Source organism: Pseudomonas sp. G7(2022) (genome assembly GCF_052660475.1).
The window spans coordinates 4,857,251-4,879,075 of record NZ_CP109659.1 but is presented as its reverse complement, the minus strand read 5'-3'; the positions used below and the strand labels follow the sequence as shown (position 1 = coordinate 4,879,075).

General features: G+C 59.3%; 21 protein-coding genes. 16 read left to right on the top strand and 5 right to left on the bottom strand.

Going from position 1 to position 21,825, the window contains the following annotated elements; genetic code table 11:
• Positions 1–144: 144 nt before the first annotated feature.
• From secA to NE357_RS22315, 4 genes are all read left to right on the top strand, one after another.
• The gene (secA, locus tag NE357_RS22330; protein ID WP_169431639.1) at positions 145–2,883 is read left to right on the top strand and encodes a preprotein translocase subunit SecA; all 2,739 of its coding nucleotides are present in this window, start codon (positions 145–147) and stop codon (positions 2,881–2,883) included.
• 122 nt (positions 2,884–3,005) lie between these two features.
• Positions 3,006–4,223, top strand: a complete 1,218-nt coding sequence (gene argJ, locus NE357_RS22325; protein WP_169431638.1) for a bifunctional glutamate N-acetyltransferase/amino-acid acetyltransferase ArgJ — start codon at positions 3,006–3,008, stop codon at positions 4,221–4,223.
• Between the two features lie 62 nt (positions 4,224–4,285).
• Positions 4,286–4,918 (top strand): glutathione S-transferase family protein, encoded by a 633-nt coding sequence (locus tag NE357_RS22320; RefSeq protein ID WP_169431637.1) that lies wholly within the window; start codon positions 4,286–4,288, stop codon positions 4,916–4,918.
• The gene (locus tag NE357_RS22315; protein WP_169431636.1) at positions 4,915–5,859 is read left to right on the top strand and encodes a Nudix family hydrolase; all 945 of its coding nucleotides are present in this window, start codon (positions 4,915–4,917) and stop codon (positions 5,857–5,859) included. Before NE357_RS22320 ends, NE357_RS22315 begins: the two co-directional genes overlap by 4 nt.
• 122 nt (positions 5,860–5,981) lie before the next feature.
• Here NE357_RS22315 and NE357_RS22310 read toward each other — a convergent pair whose 3' ends face one another.
• The 3 genes from NE357_RS22310 to NE357_RS22300 are packed head-to-tail and all read right to left on the bottom strand — an operon-like array spanning position 5,982 to position 9,569.
• A complete protein-coding gene (locus NE357_RS22310) occupies positions 5,982–6,566 on the bottom strand; it encodes a cob(I)yrinic acid a,c-diamide adenosyltransferase (protein ID WP_169431635.1) in 585 nt (194 codons plus the stop codon).
• 3 nt (positions 6,567–6,569) lie between these two features.
• Positions 6,570–8,606, bottom strand: a complete 2,037-nt coding sequence (locus NE357_RS22305; RefSeq protein ID WP_169431634.1) for a sensor histidine kinase — start codon at positions 8,604–8,606, stop codon at positions 6,570–6,572.
• A gap of 45 nt (positions 8,607–8,651) precedes the next feature.
• Positions 8,652–9,569, bottom strand: a complete 918-nt coding sequence (locus NE357_RS22300) for a putative 2-dehydropantoate 2-reductase (RefSeq protein ID WP_169431633.1) — start codon at positions 9,567–9,569, stop codon at positions 8,652–8,654.
• Positions 9,570–9,709: 140 nt separating this feature from the next.
• Between NE357_RS22300 and NE357_RS22295 the strand changes: the two genes are divergently transcribed.
• Complete coding sequence (locus NE357_RS22295) at positions 9,710–10,195, top strand: YajQ family cyclic di-GMP-binding protein (RefSeq protein ID WP_007951218.1); 486 nt, start codon at positions 9,710–9,712, stop codon at positions 10,193–10,195.
• Positions 10,196–10,334: 139 nt separating this feature from the next.
• The gene (locus NE357_RS22290) at positions 10,335–11,174 is read left to right on the top strand and encodes a mechanosensitive ion channel family protein (RefSeq protein WP_169431632.1); all 840 of its coding nucleotides are present in this window, start codon (positions 10,335–10,337) and stop codon (positions 11,172–11,174) included.
• Positions 11,175–11,294: 120 nt separating this feature from the next.
• Here NE357_RS22290 and NE357_RS22285 read toward each other — a convergent pair whose 3' ends face one another.
• Entirely contained in the window at positions 11,295–12,644 is a 1,350-nt protein-coding gene (locus tag NE357_RS22285; protein WP_169431631.1) for an OprD family porin, read from the bottom strand.
• 880 nt (positions 12,645–13,524) lie between these two features.
• Here NE357_RS22285 and NE357_RS22280 point away from each other — a divergent pair.
• Positions 13,525–13,950 carry an HIT family protein gene (locus tag NE357_RS22280; RefSeq protein ID WP_169431630.1) on the top strand — a complete coding sequence of 142 codons (426 nt, stop codon included), beginning with the start codon at positions 13,525–13,527 and terminating at the stop codon, positions 13,948–13,950.
• Positions 13,951–13,952: 2 nt separating this feature from the next.
• Positions 13,953–14,162 (top strand): SlyX family protein, encoded by a 210-nt coding sequence (locus tag NE357_RS22275; protein WP_169431629.1) that lies wholly within the window; start codon positions 13,953–13,955, stop codon positions 14,160–14,162.
• A 70-nt stretch (positions 14,163–14,232) separates the two neighbouring features.
• On the opposite strand, the gene NE357_RS22270 is transcribed toward NE357_RS22275, so the two are convergent.
• Complete coding sequence (locus NE357_RS22270; protein WP_169431628.1) at positions 14,233–14,835, bottom strand: cold-shock protein; 603 nt, start codon at positions 14,833–14,835, stop codon at positions 14,233–14,235.
• A 308-nt stretch (positions 14,836–15,143) separates the two neighbouring features.
• Between NE357_RS22270 and NE357_RS22265 the strand changes: the two genes are divergently transcribed.
• The 8 genes from NE357_RS22265 to ruvB all read left to right on the top strand — a co-directional run bounded on the left by NE357_RS22265 (position 15,144) and on the right by ruvB (position 21,732).
• The gene (locus NE357_RS22265) at positions 15,144–15,614 is read left to right on the top strand and encodes a Dps family protein (RefSeq protein ID WP_065258530.1); all 471 of its coding nucleotides are present in this window, start codon (positions 15,144–15,146) and stop codon (positions 15,612–15,614) included.
• Between the two features lie 241 nt (positions 15,615–15,855).
• The gene (locus NE357_RS22260) at positions 15,856–16,200 is read left to right on the top strand and encodes a ribbon-helix-helix domain-containing protein (RefSeq protein ID WP_169431627.1); all 345 of its coding nucleotides are present in this window, start codon (positions 15,856–15,858) and stop codon (positions 16,198–16,200) included.
• Between the two features lie 113 nt (positions 16,201–16,313).
• Positions 16,314–16,535, top strand: a complete 222-nt coding sequence (locus NE357_RS22255) for an FmdB family zinc ribbon protein (protein WP_065258528.1) — start codon at positions 16,314–16,316, stop codon at positions 16,533–16,535.
• A gap of 100 nt (positions 16,536–16,635) precedes the next feature.
• Positions 16,636–18,411: an aspartate--tRNA ligase gene (gene aspS, locus NE357_RS22250; RefSeq protein ID WP_085709621.1), complete on the top strand. Its 1,776-nt coding sequence runs from the start codon at positions 16,636–16,638 to the stop codon at positions 18,409–18,411.
• A gap of 124 nt (positions 18,412–18,535) precedes the next feature.
• Entirely contained in the window at positions 18,536–19,282 is a 747-nt protein-coding gene (locus tag NE357_RS22245) for a YebC/PmpR family DNA-binding transcriptional regulator (protein ID WP_003227527.1), read from the top strand.
• 140 nt (positions 19,283–19,422) lie between these two features.
• Positions 19,423–19,947 (top strand): crossover junction endodeoxyribonuclease RuvC, encoded by a 525-nt coding sequence (gene ruvC, locus NE357_RS22240; RefSeq protein WP_169431626.1) that lies wholly within the window; start codon positions 19,423–19,425, stop codon positions 19,945–19,947.
• 114 nt (positions 19,948–20,061) lie between these two features.
• The gene (gene ruvA / locus NE357_RS22235) at positions 20,062–20,670 is read left to right on the top strand and encodes a Holliday junction branch migration protein RuvA (protein WP_007951205.1); all 609 of its coding nucleotides are present in this window, start codon (positions 20,062–20,064) and stop codon (positions 20,668–20,670) included.
• The gene (gene ruvB / locus NE357_RS22230) at positions 20,671–21,732 is read left to right on the top strand and encodes a Holliday junction branch migration DNA helicase RuvB (protein WP_085709623.1); all 1,062 of its coding nucleotides are present in this window, start codon (positions 20,671–20,673) and stop codon (positions 21,730–21,732) included. It abuts the gene before it with no gap.
• Positions 21,733–21,825: the final 93 nt, after the last annotated feature.

Below are 21,825 nucleotides of genomic sequence, written 5' to 3'. Positions count from 1 at the left end.
AGCGCAGTGCCAGCATCGTGGAATATCCCCACTTTCCTCACCACCGTTTCCGGGTAGAATGCTCGTTCGCATGCGGCCATGAGGGCTGCACGGGCGACTCACGGGGCCGCCCTCCATCCCTTTAGTGTGGAAGATCCTGCCGATATGTTTGCGCCTTTGTTAAAGAAACTTTTTGGAAGCAAGAACGAGCGTGAAGTCAAACGCATGCTCAAGACGGTGCAGCTCGTCAATGCCTTCGAAGAGAAGATGGTCGCCCTCTCGGACGATCAACTGCGCGCCAAGACCGCAGAGTTCAAAGACCGCATTGCCAAAGGGGAGACCCTCGACAAGCTGTTGCCGGAAGCTTTTGCGGTCGCCCGCGAAGCCGGCAAGCGGGTCATGGGCATGCGCCACTTCGACGTCCAGCTGATTGGCGGCATGACCTTGCACGAAGGCAAGATTGCCGAAATGCGCACCGGTGAAGGCAAGACCCTGGTGGGTACCCTGGGCGTTTACCTCAACGCGCTGTCCGGCAAGGGCGTGCACGTTGTGACCGTGAACGATTACCTGGCCCGCCGCGACGCCAACTGGATGCGTCCGCTGTATGAATTCCTCGGTCTGAGCGTCGGCATCGTGACGCCTTTCCAGCCGCCGGAAGAAAAGCGCGCCGCCTACGCCGCCGACATCACCTACGGCACCAACAACGAATTCGGGTTCGACTACCTGCGCGACAACATGGCGTTCAGCATGGAAGAGAAATTCCAGCGCGAACTCAATTTTGCCGTGATCGACGAAGTCGACTCCATCCTCATCGACGAAGCGCGTACCCCGCTGATCATTTCCGGTCAGGCCGAGGACAGCTCCAAGCTGTACATCGAGATCAACAAGCTGATCCCGAAACTCAAGCTGCATGTCGAAGAAGTCGAAGGCGAAGTCACCCAGGAAGGCCATTACACCGTTGACGAGAAGACCCGTCAGGTCGAACTCAACGAAGCCGGTCACCAGTTCATCGAAGACCAGCTGACCAGCATCGGCCTGCTGGCCGAAGGCGAGAGCCTGTACTCGGCGCACAACCTGAGCCTGCTGACCCACGTTTACGCCGGTCTGCGTGCGCACAAGCTGTTCCATCGCAATGTTGAATACATCGTGCAGGACGGCCAGGTCGTGCTGGTCGACGAACACACCGGCCGTACCATGCCCGGCCGTCGTCTGTCCGAAGGCCTGCACCAGGCTATCGAGGCCAAGGAAAACCTGAACATCCAGGCCGAGAGCCAGACCCTGGCATCGACCACGTTCCAGAACTACTTCCGTCTGTACGACAAGTTGTCCGGCATGACCGGTACCGCCGACACCGAAGCGTTCGAGTTCCATCAGATCTATGGTCTGCAGGTCATCGTGATTCCGACCAACAAGCCGTTGGCCCGTAAGGACTACAACGACCTGGTGTTCCTGACCGCCGAAGAGAAATACGCGGCGATCGTCAATGACATCAAGGAAAGCATGGCTGCCGGCCGTCCGGTGCTGGTGGGTACTGCAACCATCGAAACCTCCGAGCACATGTCCGCACTGCTCGTGAAGGAAGGCATCGAACACAAGGTCCTGAACGCCAAGTTCCACGAAAAAGAAGCCGAGATCATCGCGCAGGCCGGCCGTCCGGGCGCCCTGACCATCGCGACCAACATGGCCGGTCGCGGTACCGACATCCTGTTGGGCGGCAACTGGGAAGTTGAAGTCGCATCGCTGGAAAACCCGACCCCGGAGCAGATCGCGCAGATCAAGGCCGACTGGCAGAAGCGTCACCAGCAGGTGCTGGAGTCCGGCGGTCTGCAGGTGATCGCGTCCGAGCGTCACGAATCCCGTCGTATCGACAACCAGTTGCGTGGCCGTGCCGGCCGTCAGGGCGACGCCGGTTCCAGCCGCTTCTACCTGTCGCTGGAAGACAGCCTGATGCGCATCTTCGCCTCCGACCGGGTGAAGAACTTCATGAAGGCCCTGGGCATGCAGCCTGGCGAAGCGATCGAGCACCGCATGGTGACCAACGCCATCGAAAAGGCCCAGCGCAAGGTTGAAGGTCGCAACTTCGACATTCGTAAACAGCTGCTGGAGTTCGACGACGTCAACAATGAACAGCGTAAAGTGATCTATCACATGCGCAACACGTTGCTGGCTGCGGACAACATCGGCGAAACCATCGCTGACTTCCGTCAGGACGTCCTGAACGCCACCGTCAGCGCGCACATTCCGCCACAATCGCTGCCCGAGCAGTGGGACGTGGCCGGTCTGGAAGCCGCGATTGCCAGCGACTTCGGCGTGAAGCTGCCGATCCAGCAATGGCTCGACGAAGACGATCACCTGTACGAAGAAACCCTGCGCGAGAAGCTGATGAACGAGCTGATCGCCGCGTACAACGAGAAAGAAGACCAGGCCGGTGCCGACGCACTGCGCTCCTTCGAGAAACAAATCGTGCTGCGCGTGCTGGACGACCTGTGGAAAGACCACTTGTCGACCATGGATCACCTGCGTCACGGCATCCACCTGCGTGGTTATGCGCAGAAGAACCCGAAACAGGAATACAAGCGCGAGTCCTTCACGCTGTTCTCCGAGCTGCTGGATTCGATCAAGCGCGACTCGATTCGTGTGCTGTCGCACGTTCAGGTTCGCCGCGAAGATCCGGCCGAAGAAGAACAACGCCTGCGTCAGGAAGCCGAAGCACTGGCTGCTCGCATGCAGTTCGAACACGCCGAGGCGCCAGGTCTGGAGCAGCCGGAAGCACTGGTCGGTGAAGAGGTCGATGTGGCGCTGGCCACCGCGCCGGTTCGCAACGAGCAGAAACTGGGCCGCAACGAGCTGTGCTACTGCGGTTCGGGCAAGAAATTCAAGCATTGCCACGGGCAGATCCAGTAAACCCCGTTTCAATCGCTGAAATACCCGCGCCGCGACCGGCACCAGCCGTCGCGGCGTTTTGCCATTTACACCACCGTCACTACGCTTGGCGGTGCTGACATCATTGAGTAAGGAGCGCATTCATGGCTGTTGGTCTTGGTCCTTTGCCAACGTTGCACCCGGTCGCCGGTTTTGAACTCGGTATCGCTTCGGCCGGCATCAAGCGCCCGGGGCGCAAGGATGTCGTCGTGATGCGCTGTGCCGAAGGTTCTACCGTGGCGGGCGTGTTCACGTTGAACGCTTTCTGTGCAGCGCCGGTGATCCTGGCCAAGAAACGCGTGCAGAACGCTGTGCGCTACCTGTTGACCAACACCGGCAACGCCAACGCGGGCACCGGCGAGCCGGGCCTGGCCGCCGCCGAGCGTACGACCGCGAAGCTGGCCGAGCTGACCGGCGTCGATGCCAGCCAGATTCTGCCGTACTCCACCGGCGTGATCGGCGAGCCGCTGCCGGTCGAGAAGATCGAAGGCGCCTTGCAGGCCGCGCTGGACGATCTGTCGGAAAACAACTGGGAAGCCGCCGCCACCGGCATCATGACCACCGACACGCTGCCAAAAGGCGCCAGCCGCCAGTTCCAGCATGACGGCGTGACCATCACCGTCACCGGCATCAGCAAAGGCGCGGGCATGATCCGTCCGAACATGGCGACCATGCTCGGTTACATTGCCACCGACGCCAAAGTCTCCCGCGACGTGTTGCACAACCTGATGCTGGACGGCGCCAACAAGTCGTTCAACCGCATCACCATCGACGGCGACACCTCGACCAACGACTGCTGCATGCTGATTGCTACCGGCAAGGCTGCGCTGCCGGAAATCACCCGTGCCGAAGGCGAGCTGTTCACCAAGCTGAAACAGGCCGTGTTCGAGGTGTGCATGGACGTGGCTCAGGCCATCGTGCGTGACGGCGAAGGCGCGACCAAGTTCGTGACCGTTGAAGTCAACGGTGGCGGCAATCACCAGGAATGCCTGGACGTCGGTTATACCGTGGCGCACTCGCCGCTGATCAAGACTGCACTGTTTGCCTCCGACCCGAACTGGGGCCGTATCCTCGCCGCCGTGGGCCGTGCAGGTGTACCGGATCTGGACGTGAGCAAGATCGACGTGTTCCTCGGCGATGTGTGCATCGCCAGCCGTGGCGCCCGCGCCGCGACCTACACCGAAGCCCAGGGCTCGGCGGTGATGCAGCAGGAAGAAATCACTATCCGTATCGAACTGGGTCGCGGCGATTGCAGCGAAACCATCTGGACCACCGACCTGTCCCACGAATACGTGAAGATCAACGCCGAATACCGCACCTGATCCCTGCCGAAGAGGGAGGTCTGCGGACCTCCTTTTCTTCTGTCCCATGAAAGGACCCGAACATGAGCCTTCACCTGATCATCGGCGACAAACTGCTTTCCTCCTGGTCCCTGCGCGCGGCACTGGCGCTTGAGCTGACCGGCGCGCCCTACACCGAAGAACTGATCAAGCTCGGCAAACCCGACACCCGCGAGCGGTTGCTCAAGCATTCGCCTACCGGCAAGGTGCCGTTGCTGAAAACCGCCCGTGGCACCGTCGCCGACTCGCTGGCAATTGCCGAATACCTGGCCGAACAGTTTCCTTCCGAGCAACTCTGGCCGACCGACATCGCCGCTCGTGCTCAGGCGCGCTCTGCCTGTGCGCAGATGCACAGCGGCTTCTTTGCCATGCGCAATCACATGCCGTTCAACCTGAGCCACGACGCACCGCTCAATCCGGTGCCGCCGGAAGTGAAGGTCGATGTCGAGCGGATGCTCGCGCTGTGGGCCGAATGCCGGGCGGCGGCGACCGAGGCCGGGCCGTTCCTGTTTGGTCGGGTGTCGCTGGCTGATGCGTTCTTCGCACCGATTGCCGTGCGTCTGCGTACCTATCAGGTGAAGCTGCCGGCCGAAGATGAAGCCTATGTTGAAACCGTCTACCAATGGCCGGCCTTCAAAGCCTGGCAAAAGGCCGGACTGGAGGAGTTGCAGTCGTGAAACGTGTACACGTCGCTGCTGCCGTCATTCGTGACGACAGCGGCAAAATTCTCATCGCCCGCCGTGCTGACACCCAGCATCAGGGGGGGCTGTGGGAATTTCCCGGTGGCAAGGTCGAGGCCGATGAGTCGGTGGAAACCGCGCTGGCCCGTGAGCTGCAGGAAGAACTGGGCATTGTCGTCGGCGCCGCCCGCCCGCTGATCAAGGTTCGCCACGATTACCCGGACAAACAGGTGTTGCTGGATGTCTGGGAAGTCTCGAGCTTCACCGGCGAACCCCACGGCGCCGAAGGCCAGCCATTGGCCTGGGTGTCGGCCAGGGAACTGACGAATTACGAATTCCCGGCGGCCAACCAGCCGATCGTCGCGGCAGCGCGTCTGCCCGCTGAATACCTGATAACCCCGCAAGATCTGGAAACCCCGGCGTTGCTGCGTGGTATCCAGAAAGCGATTGCCGGTGGCATCAAGCTGATCCAGCTGCGAGCACCCAATGGCTATGATCCGAAGTACCGCGATCTGGCGGTGGACGCGGTCGGCCTTTGTGCCGGCAAGGCGCAGTTGATGATCAAGGGGCCGTTCGAGTGGCTGGGGGATTTCCCGTCCGCCGGTTGGCACATCACCTCGGCGCAACTGCGCAAGTACGCGGCCGCAGGGCGTCCGCTACCGGCGGAGCGCTGGCTGGCGGCGTCCTGCCACAATGTTGAAGAGCTCGCGCTGGCCGAGCAGATGGGCGTGGATTTCGTCACCCTGTCGCCGGTGCAGCCGACCCTGACTCACCCGGACGCGCAACCGTTGGGCTGGGAGCAGGCATCGACGTTGATCGAGGGCTTCAGCAAACCGGTATTCCTGCTGGGTGGAGTCGGCCCGGCCGAGCGCGAGAAAGCGTGGAGTGCCGGGGCGCAGGGTGTGGCGGGGATTCGGGCGTTCTGGCCAGAAGCTTGATTTAGCATTGACGCATCTGGCCCCTTCGCGAGCAGGCTCGCTCCCACATTTGATTGCATTCCAACTATAGGAATACATTCCCTGTGGGAGCGAGCCTGCTCGCGAAGGCGTCCTGATCGGCGCTACACCTCTGAAGGTTTCGCCGCCGGTTGCCACAGAATCTCGGCAATACCCTGGCGTCGCGCAATCAACCTGGCCGCGACAAACAACAGATCCGACAAGCGATTGATATAAGCCAGGCCAACCCCGGCCAACGGCTCGATCGCATTCAAATGCTGACAACGACGCTCGGCACTGCGCGCCAGGCTGCGGCAAACATGCGCCTGGGCAATCAGCATCGAGCCGCCAGGCAGAATGAAGTTCTCCAGCGGCCCCAACTCTTCGTTCCACACATCGATGGCCGCTTCCAGTCGCTCGATTTCTGCTGTGTTCAGCGCCTGATATTCCGGCATTGCCAGCTCGCCACCCAGATCAAACAGTCGGTGCTGACAAGGCGCCAGAACTTCGATCAACTCGTTGAGCCCGGGGTAGTCTTCGCGCTCGGCAATCAATCCGGCCAGCAGCACGCCGACCTGACTGTTCAGGGTGTCGACCTCGCCAATTGCCTCGATCCGCGGATGATCCTTGGGTACGCGGCGGCCGTCGCCAAGTCCGGTTTCGCCTTTGTCGCCGGTGCGGGTGTAAATCTTCGACAAGCGAAAGCCCATGGTTTACCTCGGTAGTTGATTGGTTTCTGCAGCGATGGGTGCCGGTTGCACGAGCGGCAGGCGCAGGGTGAAGCAAGTGCCTTGCCCGGGTGTGGACTGCACTTCCATCTGCCCTTTGTGGTTGTTGGTGATGATGAAGTACGACACCGACAGGCCGAGCCCGGTGCCCTGGCCGATTTCCTTGGTGGTGAAGAACGGCTCGAACGTCCGTTTGCGCACGTTCTCGCTCATGCCGATGCCATTGTCTTCGACCTGAATCTCGGCCCATGGCGGATTGAGTCGGGTGCGCAGAATGATCCGCCCTGGTTCGCTGTCGTCTTCGCGCTGGTGAATCGCTTGCGCGGCGTTTTTCAGCAGGTTGAGCAGCACCTGCTCAAGTTCATTGGCGGTGCCTGGCACAGGGCCCAGTGCCGGGTCGAACTGACGGATGATCGCCTGCCCCTTGAAATCGAAGCCGATGGCCAGGTCGAAATCGTTGCCGGCGATTTCCACGGCCTGATCGATCAGTGCCGGCAGGTCGCATGGCGCCATCTGACGGGTGCTGCGACGGCTGAAACTGAGCATGTGGGTGACGATCTTTGCTGCCCGGGCCCCGGCCTGTTGAATGCCGTCGAGCAGTTGCGGGACTTCCCGGCCTTGCAGGTAGCGGTTCACGGTCTCCAGCTCGATACCCAGTTGCTCGGCCTGTTCGAGGTTCTTCGGCAGGTCGGGCGACAGGCGCCGACGAATGTTTTGCACGTTATGCAGGATCGCGCCCAGCGGGTTGTTGATTTCGTGGGCCATGCCGGCAGCGAGACCGCCAACCGAGAGCATTTTCTCCGACTGCACCATCATTTCTTCCAGGGACAGGCGCTGGGTGATGTCGTCGATCCGGATCACCACACCACGCCCGGCACCGCCCATCAGCGGGTAGAAGGTCAGGGCGTAGTGCTTGGGCTCGTCGTCCTTGAACCACGTCACTCGCTCGATCTTCGCCACCGTGTGTTGTTCGACGGTCTGCTTGAGTTGCGGCAGAAACGGCTTGAGCGGTTCGAAGGCAAGGAAGATCGGCTGGTTCAGCGCTTCGTCCAGCCGCGTTCCGGAGAGGGCGCTGGCCTCCTGGTTCCACTGGGTGACGTAGAGCTGCTCGTCGAGGGCAATCAGCGCCGAGGGCATGGAGTCGATGATGCTGTTGAGGTAGTTCTGGAAGCCCGTGAGCTTTTTCTCGATCTTGCTGCGCACCTGGACTTCCAGCTCCAGCTTACGGTTGGTGTGGCGGGTTTCTTCGGCCAGGCCCTGTGCCTGATCGTAGGCGGCTTGCGAGTCATCGCGGGCGCGCTTGAGCTGCTGCTCGCGGGCCTCGATGCGTGAAAGCATGGTGTTGAACGCCTCGGCCAGGCTGCCGATTTCGTCGTGGTTGCCACGGGAAGCGCGCAGGGCATAGTTCTCCTCGCGGGTGACCTGGCGGGACAGCTCTTCGAGTTCGTGGATGGGTCGAGTGATCAGGCGCTTGATTTGCCGGGCAATCACCAGCCACAGCAGGACGCTGAAAATCAGGATTCCCAGACTCGCCGTCAGGGTGCCGGTGTAGAACGCCATCGGCAGTTCGCTGCTGGCCACCAGCAGCAGATGACCCGGCGCAGTGCCGGGGCGGGGCAGGGTGATCAGTTGATTGCTGCGAAACTCGGTCAGTTGCCAGGCTTCGATGTGCCGGTAGCGTTCCGGCAGGTTGAGTTTGTCGCCGCGTTGTACCTGCGCAATACGATCACCCTTGCCGTCATACAGGGCAGCGGCTCGCAGCGGCGAGTAGCTGTCGAGCTCCTTGAGCAGGCGTTCGGCGTTCTGCGGTGATTGCAGCGCTTCGGCGATCAGGCTCGGGTTCGCGACCAGCCGGCCAATGGTCTGCAGCGCCTGCGGCGCCATGCTCTCCTGGGAAATGTAATAGGCCGCGCTGATGAAGGTCAGGTTGGCGACCAGTAACACGGTGGTCAACAGCACCAGCAGGGCGGCCAGCAGTTTCTGGCCGACCGGCAGGTTTTCGAGGCGCTGGCGCAATGGCATCGGGGTTATCGCAGCAAAGGAACAAGTGGGCAGCGTAGCCGCTGCTCAGTCGACGGGCAATCCGAGACTGTACAGATGGGCTGTCAGCCGTTGCTGCAATTGTTGTAGATGCGGCAGGTTCAATTGATGGCGTTGCGCGACTTTGCAGGCATGGCCCAACAGATAGCTGATTTCGGTACGGCGCTTGTTGGCCACGTCCTGATACATGGAGGAGAAATTGGCCGCTGTGGCCAGAATGACCCGCTCGACTTCCAGTTGCAGATTGTCTGCTGCCGCCGGCTGACCGCAGCGTTCCAGCAGCTCGGTCAACTCGGCGCAGAGTGTGGCGACTTCGCAGTGGTGTTGCTGCAAACCGCCGTTGCGACAGTCATGCAACACGGTCAGCGGATTGATCGCGCAGTTGAGCGCCAGTTTTCGCCACAGACGAGTGAGGATGTCGGCGGTCCATTCGTGGGGGATTTTTGCGGCTTCCAGATCGTCGAGCCAGAGGGGCGCCACGGGATGGCTGACGTCGCCGAGCCAGGTGTAGCCGTGACCGGCGAACACCACGCGCCAGTCACCGTCACGAAATGCGCCTTCGGTGCTCGATGCACTGATGCAGCGTGCCTGCGGGACTTGTGCGGCGACCGCTTCCTGGCTGCCGAGGCCGTTTTGCAGAAGAATCAGTTCTGCGTCTGGCGCCAGACGATGAGCGACACCGGCCACGGCGCTTTGGGCGTCATAGGCCTTGCACGCCACCAGCAAACGACGGATCGGTTCGGGGCTGTCCGGCGTTTCGGCGGGGATGGCATAACGGCTGGCCACGCCTTGTTCCACCAGCGTCAGGCCGCCCGCCGTCGCATAGTCATGCAAACGGTCGATATCGCGCAGGATCAACCGGACAGGCAATCCGGCCCGGGCCAGACGTGTGGCCCAGAGCGTGCCGAGGCTTCCGGCGCCCAGCACATGCCAGGGGGTGGACATCAGTTTTTCACTCGGTAAGGTACAGGCATGCAAGGCTCGCCGTGTCGGTGGGAAAAGACCCGTTATAATGAGCCCGACTTTAACCGCAAGCCAAGCGCGCCGCGTCCTGAACGAGCGCGCCTTTTTATTGGAGAGATTACATGCCGTCGTTCGACGTGGTATCCGAACTGGACAAACACGAACTCACCAACGCGGTCGAGAACGCCGTGAAGGAACTCGATCGTCGTTATGACCTGAAAGGCAAGGGCAGCTTCGAATTCAAGGAAAAGGACCTGACCGTCCACCTGACCGCTGAAGCCGATTTCCAGCTGGAAGCGATGATCGAGATCCTCAAGCTGGCCCTGGTCAAGCGCAAGATCGACGTGCAGTGCCTCGAAGTCAAAGACTCCTTCGCCTCGGGCAAGCTGATGAAGCAGGATGCCGTCCTCAAGGAAGGCATCGACAAGGAACTGGCGAAGAAGATCGTCGGCCACATCAAGGAAGCCAAGCTCAAGGTACAGGCCGCCATTCAGGGCGAGCAGGTGCGTGTGACCGGCAAGAAGCGTGATGACCTGCAGGAAGCCATTGCGGCGCTGCGTGCCAAGGAATTCGGCATGCCACTTCAGTTCAACAACTTCCGCGACTGAGCCACCTCGGTCGGGAACCTCTCGGCGTTTTCAGCGTCCGAGGGCCAAGCAGCGGCAGAAACGATTGAGCCCCAATGGCCTCGGTCTTTCTGCCGTTGATATTTCATAGCCCGGGTAGCCGGAAATCAGGAGATAAAAGATGGATTTGAATGCTGAGGTGGACCACCTGGTCAAGGCGTCCCAGGCGTGGATTCCGATGATCATGGAATACGGCAGCCGTGTTCTGCTGGCGGTGATTACCCTGGCGATCGGCTGGTGGCTGATCAACAAGGTCACGCAAAAGCTCAGTGGCTTGCTGGCTCTGCGCAATGCCGACCTGGCGCTGCAAGGTTTTATCAGCAGCCTGGCCAACATCATTCTCAAGGTGCTGCTGATCGTCAGTGTGGCGTCGATGATCGGCGTCGAGACCACTTCGTTTGTCGCGGCAATCGGTGCGGCGGGTCTGGCCATCGGTCTGGCATTGCAGGGCAGCCTGGCGAACTTCGCCGGCGGCGTGCTGATTCTGCTGTTCCGTCCTTTCCGTATCGGTGACTGGATCGAAGCGCAAGGCGTGGCGGGTACTGTCGACAGCATCCAGATTTTCCACACCGTACTGCGTACCGGCGACAACAAGACCATCATCGTGCCGAACGGCAATCTGTCGAATGGCATCATTACCAACACCAACCGTCAGCCAACCCGCAAGGTGGTGTTTGACGTGGGTGTCGATTACGAAGCCGATCTGCAAAAGGCCCGTCAGGTGCTGTTGGATCTGGCCAAGGATGATCGCGTTCTGCAGGATCCGGCGCCGCAGGCGGTCATTTCTACTCTGGGAGACAGTTCGATCACTGTTTCGCTGCGTGTGTGGGTTAAAACTGCGGACTATTGGGATGTGATGTTCATGTTTAACGAACAGTCCCGTGATCGTTTAAAGACTGCCGGCATTGACATTCCGTTTCCACAGCGAGTGATTCGTGTGGTTCAGGAATCGGCGGTGTAATGATAGGTTGCTAATTAATTGCCTGACTTGTTGGTCAGGCATTTATTACAAGTGACAGATAACAAAAAAGGCCCATCCGAAGATGGGCCTTTTTCATTCAACCAAACTAACCACTGACGATTACAAGATGTTCAGTGGGTACTCGGTGATCAGGCGGAACTCTTTAACGTCGCCTTCGCCTTCATCAGCGTTAGCAACGTGCCACGCTTGACGAATACGGAAGGACAGGTCTTTTGCCGGACCGCTTTGAACCACATACTTGGCTTCAAAGTTGGTTTCGTGGTGCTTGCCATCTTCACCGTAGAGACCGGCGTAAGCGCTACCCGCTGGAGTGTGGGTGCCGTCGATATCCCAGCCTTTGACGTAACGAACCATGAAGCTCAGGCCAGGCACGCCGTACTCGGCCATTTTCAGGTCGTAACGGGCTTGCAGGGATTTCTCGCCTGCACCGTTAAAGTCGGAGTACTGGATGGAGTTGGCGAGGAAGATCGAGTCGCCACCACGGTTGTTCTTGCCCACGCCGATGTAGTCGAACGGGGTGTCGCCGTTGACCTTCTGGAAGGCCAGGGTGAAGGTGTGCGCTTTCAGGAACGACAGCGCGGTTGCCAGCGAGAAGGCGGTGTTGCTGATTTCGCCTGCTTTGGCGCTACCGGTGTCGGTGGTGCGGTAGATGTTGAAATCAGTGTTCAACGAAGTGTCACCACCGAATGGCGTGGTGAGGTTCACGTTCGCGTAGTACTGGTTCCAGATGTCTTCCAGCTTGGCGCCGTACAGGGATGCAGTCAGGTTGTCAGTGATGCCGTATTTACCACCGAAGTAGTCGATGTTTTTGGCTTCTACGCCTGCGTAGGTGGCGTAAAGGCCGCCTTCACGAGCGTTTTTGTCCTGGCTGGTAGCCGAGTAGAAGTGACCGGCTTCGAGATCGAGGTCTTTGATTTCACTGCTCTGCAGCTGGAAGCCGCTGGCAGTTTGCGGCAGAACGCGGGAACCACCGACAGCGAACACTGGAGCAGTGCTTGGCTGCTGGTCGCCGATTTTCAGCTCGGTTTTGGAGATGCGGAATTTGATGGCTGCGCCGGCTTTGCCTTGGCTGTCATCAACGTCATGGGCATAGCCGTTGGCTTTGACGGTATTGCTGCGGCTCATGTTACCGGTACCGGAAGTACCGTCACCGCCATCCAGTTTGACCGCCAGGTAACCGAATGCATCGATACCGACGCCTACGGTGCCTTGGGTGTAACCGGAAGTGAAGTTGCCGAGGAAACCCTGGGTCCAGTCTTTCTGGTCGTGGCCGCCGTTCTTGTTGTCGCGGTTGAAGTAGTAGTTCTTCAACGTCTCGGTCAGTTTCGCGTCTTCGACAAAGCCTTTGGCTTCAGACTGGTCACTAACAAAAGGTGCGGCCGTAGCCAATTGAGTACTGGCGGCTGCTGAAACTGCCAGTGCGATCATGCTCCACTTCATCACGCGCATCGTGATTTGCTCCTTTGGTTTTAGAAGAGTACTGCCGTCCCACCTGTTTTATTATCTGGGCGGCTCTTTCTTTTTGTGTCGGCGCAAACTTATATCACGCCGACAATGTTGGCGATACTTGCGCATACAACCTTTCACGTTCTTTACGACGCTGTCGCAAATGGCTTGGTCGATGTCGCAAATTCACAGTACCCATGCAGCCGGGCTGACAACTTTATCGCTGTTTCTGGGCCTTTCTGCATCGGTAAAAAAGAGTCCCTGGCAAAACACTTGAATCTCCATCGGGCAACCCTGCCACTGTTTTTCTTGGGCCTGGCACTTCCACTTCCCGTGGTGTGCTCATAGTCCATTTGAGTATGAATGCAACAAGCGTGCACAAACCGCAAAATGAATGCGGATATTTTTTTCCTTACCCGCCTGTTGCTGTAAAAACCTTGTAATCCCTGGGGCTCAGGCACGTTTTCGATGGGGGTTGACGCGCTTTCTCGCTTGGTGCTGTCACACCTGTTTTCAACCCGCGACAATCAAAAACGTTACCGGTTCACCCTGTCAGTGAGTATTTGGCGGATACCTAAGCCATTGAGCGTAGACGCGCTGTACGGTTTTGGTGCAAATATTTTTTCTGGCTGTACCGAATTCAAACACTTGAGCCCTGTCATGACCCTGAACACAGGGGGGAGCCATGATACATTTCCGCGCGTTACCTGGGGCGGTGGGTCTTGTGCTGGTGCGCGATCTCCAGAAATGCTCCATGTCGGGGCGTTGCTTCGTCGTGAAGGGCCGGGCAATCGAAGGTATGCTGCCGTCCTGTCGTTTAGTGCGCCGTCCCCTCGGGAGGCCCACTAAGCTGAATAATGTCGATCAGCCGGGAGTGCACCCAGTGTTTGCTTTAGATCCACGACTTCAACAGGACACCCTGACCATCGGTGACTTCCCGCTCTGCCGGTTGCTGCTGTCCAATGACGCCAACTACCCCTGGTTCATCCTGGTGCCTCGTCGCGACGATATCAGCGAGTTGTTTCAATTGGATGTCGCAGACCAGCAGCGCCTCTGGCAGGAAACCACCGCGCTGGCCGAACTGCTCAAGGACTCGTTCGATGCCGACAAAATGAACGTTGCCACCCTGGGCAACGTCGTCAGTCAGCTTCACATGCATGTGATCGTGCGTAAGCGTGATGATGCCGCATGGCCGGCGCCGGTCTGGGGCAAGCGTCCTGCTACGCCTTATGGTGCCGGGCAGGTGGCCGCGATCCGCGAGCGACTGCGCCTGGTGCTGGACGAAGATTTCAAGTTTCTGGAGGGCTGAACATGAGCCTGGAACAACGCGTTAACGATCTGGAAAGCCGCCTGGCCTTTCAGGATGACACCATTCAGGCGCTGAACGACGTGCTGGTGACTCAGCAGAATGTGGTGGAGCGTCTGCAGTTGCAGATGGCCGCACTGCTCAAGCGCCAGGAAGAAATGGTCGGCCAGTTCGGATCCTTTGAAGAAGACGCGCCGCCGCCGCCGCACTACTGAGTTTGCGTATTTTGTAAGGGCAATAAAAAACCGCGGACAGCCAGGCTGTTCGCGGTTTTTTCGTTCTGGATCAGCGACGCGGCAGGGCGGCGATCACATCCTCGGCTTGCAGGCCTTTGTCACGGTTCATTACCGAGAACTCCACACGCTGGCCTTCGACCAGGACGCGGTGGCCTTCGCCACGAATGGCGCGAAAGTGCACGAAAATATCATCGCCGGAGTCCCGGGAGATAAAGCCGAAGCCCTTGGAAGTGTTGAACCACTTGACGGTACCGGTATCGCGGTTGCTCATGTCGTAGCTGGTCGGCGCGGCAGCCGGAGATGACCTGTAGAAGCTGACGGCCAGGTGCAGGACCACGGCAACCAGAGCGATCGCCAGGCTGAACAGTACCGCAGGCTGGCCGGCGATGACCGGCATCGGTGCGATCAGGGTCAGGGTTTGCAGCACGACGGTGAGCACCAGCAGGGCGCTGACAAGGTTTTGCAAATGCTGGCGCGGGCCTTTGTTCCAGTAAGGGATCACCGGGGCAATGACCAGGTTCAGCAGGCCGAAAAAGGCCAGGTAAAGTGCATCGGGTTGTTGCAGGTAAGGAACGGCTTCGGATTTCAAGCTGGGTATGAACGACAGCAGCAACGCCGCTGCGCCCATTAGCAGGTGGACGATTTTCAACATTTTTATTGACTCACGTTATGACGGCTCACAAGGAAGAGCTGAAGGCGCACGGTTCGCTTCGAAACTATAAGAGGCGTTGGACACGTACCCGGTATCAGCCTATGCGCAACACCCGGAAAACGGGGCGTAGCGACACGCTGTCTATTTAACAGCAAAGCCTGCAGCTACTCAAATCACGCCGGCCAGCGGCATGCGTGGGGCGATTTGTCGCCTCTATCGGGTCGATACGGGGGCTGTCAGGCGAGGGTGGCCTTGCTACAGTGCAGCGACACCTGCTGGATGAATTCAATCGCCGTTAGGGGGTAAACATGGCAATCGATATCGGTATCAGTGAAGAGGATCGCAAGTCCATCGTCGAAGGGTTGTCGCGTCTGCTGTCGGACACCTATGTGCTGTATCTGAAAACCCATAATTTCCACTGGAACGTCACCGGTCCGATGTTCCGCACCCTGCACCTGATGTTCGAAGAGCAATACAACGAACTGGCACTGGCGGTGGACTCGATCGCCGAGCGCATCCGGGCCTTGGGCTTTCCGGCACCGGGTGCCTATGCGACCTATGCGCGCCTTTCTTCCATCAAGGAAGAAGTGGGGGTGCCAAGTGCCGAAGACATGATCAGGCAATTGGTCGAAGGTCAGGAAGCGGTCACCCGTACCGCCCGCGGCATTTTCCCGTTGCTTGATAAAGTCAGTGACGAGCCGACCGCTGACCTTTTGACCCAGCGCATGCAAGTCCACGAGAAAACCGCGTGGATGCTCAGGGCGCTGCTCGAAGCCTGATTGCCGGAGGCGCACGGACACGAATTGTGGGGCGTGCGCCTGTTTTGGCCGGGAAAAGGCATTCGCTAATGTAGGAAATGAAGAGAGCGGCTCGCCGCTCCATGATCCTCCTTGCTGTGTTGGCTTATCCTACGCAGACGGACAAAAAGTCGTCTGGATATACCTTTGCCCCTGCGCTTTTAATGAGGTGACAGGATGTTGCCTTGACAAGAGGCAGCGATGGCAAAGGAGTGTCAACGATATGGAAGGTGGAGACAGGCGAGGTGACATCGCCATCGGCTCACGGCAGGACGGAGCCCTGGCGCCGTTTCTTGAAGAGTTCGACATGGCATTGATCCAGCCGCTGGCCCGTTCGGTGCGTTTGAACGGTTTTGCAACCTGCATGCGGCTGGAGCAGGTCTACTGGAATATTCTGGGTCGCATGGCCGAGAACAACAGTTGTTCGGTCGGTGCGCTGTTATCCCGTGTCGATCGCGAGGTGCATTTGCGCCACGGCGGGGTGAAGAACTTCAGCGGCCTTGTACGGGTGCTGTGTGTCGTACATGGCCTGCGTGATGCCCCGGTGTCGGCCGGGGGTTGCCAATGACGTGGCGGCCTGTGCAGTCTTGCGGCTGCACAGGCCGCATTTAATGGATATAATCCCGCCCTTTCGCCACACCGCCCTGCGGGCGCTGGCAATCTGATCGCCGAGACAACTCCATGCCGATGTACGATTACCAATGTGCTTCCTGTGGTCATCAGTTGGAAGCCATTCAAAAGATCAGTGACGCACCACTGGTCGATTGCCCTGCCTGTCAGGCTCCAGAGCTCAGGAAACAGCTGTCCATGCCGGGCTTTCGCCTCAGCGGCAGCGGTTGGTACGAAACCGATTTCAAGACCGGCGCGAAGAAGAATCTGGCCGGTGGCGACAAATCTGACTAGGGTTCAGGCCCAGGTCGAACGACATGCGTGAGTTTCCGGGGCGCTTGAGTGCGACGGGATCTCCACCGAATTTCGAATTACGAGAAGCGAAACCACTACCATGATGCGCAGCCATTATTGCGGCCAACTGAACGAAAGCCTGGAAGGCCAGGAAATTACCCTTTGCGGATGGGTTCACCGTCGCCGCGACCACGGCGGGGTGATTTTCCTCGATATCCGTGATCGTGACGGTCTGGCCCAGGTGGTATTCGATCCGGATCGCGCCGAGAGCTTCGCCGCCGCCGATCGCGTGCGCAGCGAATACGTCGTGAAGATCACCGGCAAGGTGCGTCTGCGTCCGGCCGGTGCCACCAACGCCAACATGGCGTCGGGCATGATCGAAGTCCTGGGCTACGAACTGGAAGTGCTGAACGAGTCGGAAACCCCGCCGTTCCCGCTGAACGAGTTCTCCGATGTCGGTGAAGAAACCCGCCTGCGCTATCGCTTCCTCGACCTGCGTCGCCCGGAAATGGCCGAGAAGCTGCGTCTGCGTTCGCGCATGACCACCAGCATCCGTCGCTACCTCGACGAAAACGGCTTCCTCGACGTGGAAACGCCGATCCTGACCCGTGCGACTCCGGAAGGCGCGCGCGACTACCTCGTACCGAGCCGTACCCACGCCGGTTCGTTCTTCGCGCTGCCGCAATCGCCACAGCTGTTCAAGCAACTGCTGATGGTTGCCGGTTTCGACCGCTACTACCAGATCGCCAAGTGCTTCCGCGACGAAGACCTGCGTGCCGACCGTCAGCCTGAGTTCACTCAGATCGACATCGAGACCAGCTTCCTCGACGAAAAAGACATCATGGGCCTGACCGAAGGCATGATCCGCAACCTGTTCAAGGAAGTGCTGGATCTTGAATTCGGCGAATTCCCGCACATGACCTTCGAAGAAGCCATGCGCCGCTACGGTTCCGACAAACCAGACCTGCGTAACCCGCTGGAACTGGTAGACGTGGCCGATCAGCTGAAAGAAGTGGATTTCAAAGTCTTCAGCGGCCCTGCCAACGATCCGAAATGCCGTATCGCCGCACTGCGCGTTCCAGGCGGGGCGAGCATGCCGCGCAAGCAGATCGACGATTACACCAAGTTCGTCGGTATCTACGGTGCCAAGGGCCTGGCGTACATCAAGGTCAACGAGCGCGCGGCCGGTGTTGAAGGTCTGCAGTCGCCGATCGTGAAAAACATTCCGGAAGCCAACCTGAACGTGATCCTCGATCGCGTCGGTGCAGTCGACGGCGATATCGTGTTCTTTGGCGCCGACAAGGCCAAGATCGTCAGCGAAGCCCTGGGCGCGCTGCGTATCAAGCTCGGTCACGACCTGAAGCTGCTGACCTGCGAGTGGGCACCGATGTGGGTCGTCGACTTCCCGATGTTCGAAGAGAACGACGACGGCAGCTTCTCTGCTCTGCACCACCCGTTCACCGCGCCGAAGTGCACCCCGGAAGAGCTCGAAGCCAACCCGGCTGGCGCGCTGTCCCGTGCCTACGACATGGTTCTGAACGGCACCGAACTGGGTGGCGGTTCGATCCGTATCCACCGTAAAGAGATGCAACAGGCGGTATTCCGTCTGCTGGGCATCAACGAAGCGGAACAGGAAGAGAAGTTCGGCTTCCTGCTCGACGCGTTGAAGTACGGTGCACCGCCGCACGGTGGCCTGGCCTTCGGTCTGGACCGTCTGGTGATGCTGATGACCGGCGCTCAGTCGATCCGTGAAGTGATCGCTTTCCCGAAAACCCAGAGTGCTGCCGACGTGATGACGCAGGCGCCGGGTGTCGTGGATGCCAAGGCACTGCGCGAACTGCACATTCGTTTGCGTGAAACACCAAAGGCTGAGTAAGACGGGCCTGAAGGCGCATCTTCGGATGCGCCTTTTTTCTTTCTGCAGTGATTGAAAACGAGATTTTTTTGCTGGCCGATGCACCTGCATGGCGGGCATTGTTCAAGAGAATTCGGAGCGAGTTATGGCAGGTCATTCCAAGTGGGCGAACATCAAGCACCGCAAAGAACGCCAGGATGCCAAGAGAGGCAAGATTTTCACCAAGTGGATCCGCGAGCTGACCGTGGCGGCCCGTCAGGGCGGCGGTGATCCGGGCTCCAACCCGCGTCTGCGTCTGGCACTGGACAAGGCGCTGGGCGCCAACATGAGCCGGGACATCATCGATCGTGCCGTGGCTCGTGGCGCCGGCGCTACCGAAGCCGACAACGTTGAAGAACTGACCTACGAAGGTTACGGCCCGGGTGGCGTGGCGGTGATGGTCGAATGCATGACCGATAACCGCAACCGAACCGCAGCAGCTGTTCGCCACGCGTTCAGCAAGTGTGGCGGCAACCTCGGTACCGACGGTTCGGTGGCCTATCTGTTCGAACGCAAGGGCCAGATCAGCTTTGCACCGGGTGTCGACGAAGATGCGCTGACGGAAGCGGCGCTGGAAGCCGATGCAGACGACGTGGTCAGCCACGAAGACGGCTCGATCGATGTGTTCACCTCGTTCACCAGTTTCTACGCGGTACGCAATGCGCTGGAAGCGGCCGGGTTCAAGGGCGATGACGCGGAAATCGTCATGCAGCCGACCACCAGTGCCGAACTGGATCTGGAGGGCGCCGAGAAGGTACTCAAGCTGATCGACATGCTCGAGGACCTGGATGACGTGCAAAACGTCTATTCCAACGCGGATATTCCGGAAGACGTGGCTGCTCAGCTCGGCTGATAACGGCTAGGCTTCAATGTGGGAGCTGGCTTGCCAGCGATGGCGTCGGCACATCAGGTAATGATGGCGCCTGACATTCCGTCATCGCTGGCAAGCCAGCTCCCACATTTGTTTTTGTGTTTTTTCGAACCTGCAGGCTTATGACTTTAATTCTTGGTATCGACCCCGGTTCGCGCATCACCGGATACGGCATTGTTCGCGATACGGGCCGTGGTTGTGTCTACGTGGCTTCCGGCTGCATTCGTACCGGTGCCGGCGAGCTGCATGAACGTCTGCAAATCGTCTATCGCGGTGTACGGGAAATCATCCAGACCTACGGTCCGGTGACCATGGGGATCGAAAAGGTGTTCATGGCGAAGAATGCCGATTCCGCGTTGAAACTGGGGCAGGCCAGGGGGGCCGCTATTGTTGCTGGCGCCGAGGAGAGCCTGGAGATCGCCGAGTACACGGCCACTCAAGTCAAGCAGGCGGTGGTCGGCACCGGCGCCGCGAATAAAGAGCAGGTTCAGATGATGGTCATGCACATGCTGAAACTGACCAGCAAGCCGCAAATCGACGCTTCTGACGCGTTGGCCATTGCCATTTGCCACGCGCACACTCGCTCCAGCCTGTTGCCTCACGGTCTGGGTACCGCACGCAGTCGTGGCGGGCGCCTGCGTCTCTGATAGCATCAGCAGTCAATTTCACGGAATGTGGATTTCGCGCCTGGGTCGTCGGCCGTAAATCCATGTTCTGTTGGTCGCCAGCCCACGGCTGGCCAACGCTCAAGGATCTGAAACGTGATTGGACGCTTGCGCGGCACTCTGGCTGAGAAACAGCCGCCGCACCTGATTCTGGATGTAAACGGCCTCGGGTATGAGTTGGAAGTGCCCATGACCACCTTGTATCGCCTGCCGTCGGTCGGTGAACCACTGACCTTGCACACCCATTTGGTCGTACGCGAAGACGCGCAGTTACTCTATGGTTTTGCCGGCAAGCGCGAGCGAGACTTTTTTCGCGAGTTGATCCGTCTCAATGGTGTGGGGCCGAAACTGGCCCTGGCCCTGATGTCGAGTCTGGAAGTCGATGAGCTGATCCGCTGCGTGCAATCCCAGGACACCTCGGCGCTGACCAAGGTGCCGGGCGTAGGCAAGAAAACCGCCGAGCGTCTGCTGGTGGAGCTCAAGGATCGCTTCAAGGCCTGGGAAACCTCGCCGGCCATGTTTGCACTGGTGCCTAACCAGCCGGACGGCCCGGCGCCGGTCAATACCGCCGAGAATGATGCGGTCAGCGCGCTGATTTCCCTGGGCTACAAGCCACAGGAAGCGAGCAAGGCGATTTCCGCGATCAAGGAGAAAGGCTTGAGCAGTGAAGACATGATCCGACGCGCCCTGAAGGGAATGATTTAAGTGATTGAAGCTGATCGTCTGATCGCCGCCACGCACAGTCCGCGTGAGCGCGAAGAAGTCCAGGATCGGGCTATACGTCCCGTCAGCCTGGCCGAATACATCGGCCAGCCGACCGTCCGCGAGCAGATGGAACTGTTTATCCAGGCCGCCCGTGGCCGTAGCGAATCCCTCGACCACACCCTGATTTTCGGCCCGCCCGGATTGGGCAAGACTACTCTGGCCAACATCATTGCCCAGGAAATGGGTGTGTCGATCAAGAGTACGTCGGGACCGGTGCTCGAGCGCCCCGGGGATCTGGCCGCGCTGTTGACCAACCTTGAGCCGCACGACGTGCTGTTCATCGATGAAATCCATCGTCTGTCGCCAATCGTCGAAGAAGTGCTGTACCCGGCGATGGAGGATTTTCAGCTCGACATCATGATCGGTGAAGGGCCGGCGGCGCGTTCGATCAAGCTTGATCTGCCGCCGTTCACCCTGGTCGGTGCAACGACGCGGGCAGGGATGCTGACCAACCCGCTGCGCGACCGTTTCGGTATCGTCCAGCGCCTGGAGTTCTACAGCACCGCCGATCTGGCGACGATCGTCAGTCGCTCGGCGAATATCCTTGGATTGCCGCTGGATCCGGAAGGCTCTTTCGAGATCGCCCGCCGTGCCCGTGGCACGCCGCGGATCGCCAATCGACTGCTGCGCAGGGTGCGGGATTTTGCCGAAGTCCGGGCCAAGGGGCATATCACCAAGTCCGTCGCTGATCTGGCATTGAACCTGCTGGATGTCGACGAACACGGCTTCGATCATCAGGACCGGCGATTGCTGCTGACCATGATCGAGAAGTTCGATGGCGGTCCGGTCGGCATCGACAGTCTCGCGGCCGCGATCAGCGAAGAGCGTCACACGATCGAAGATGTGCTGGAGCCGTATCTGATCCAGCAGGGCTACATCATGCGCACGCCGCGGGGCAGGGTGGTGACCCGGCATGCGTACCTGCATTTTGGTTTAAACATTCCGTCACGAATGGGCGAAATGCCCGTGGCAGACGAGTTTCTGGATGCTGTGGACGATTGATACACATTTATTGGCGATTTATTCAGCGTTTGTACTGTCTCAGGACGGTACTTTTGCGGTAAAGCCTTTGAACAATGAAAAACAGTTGCCTGG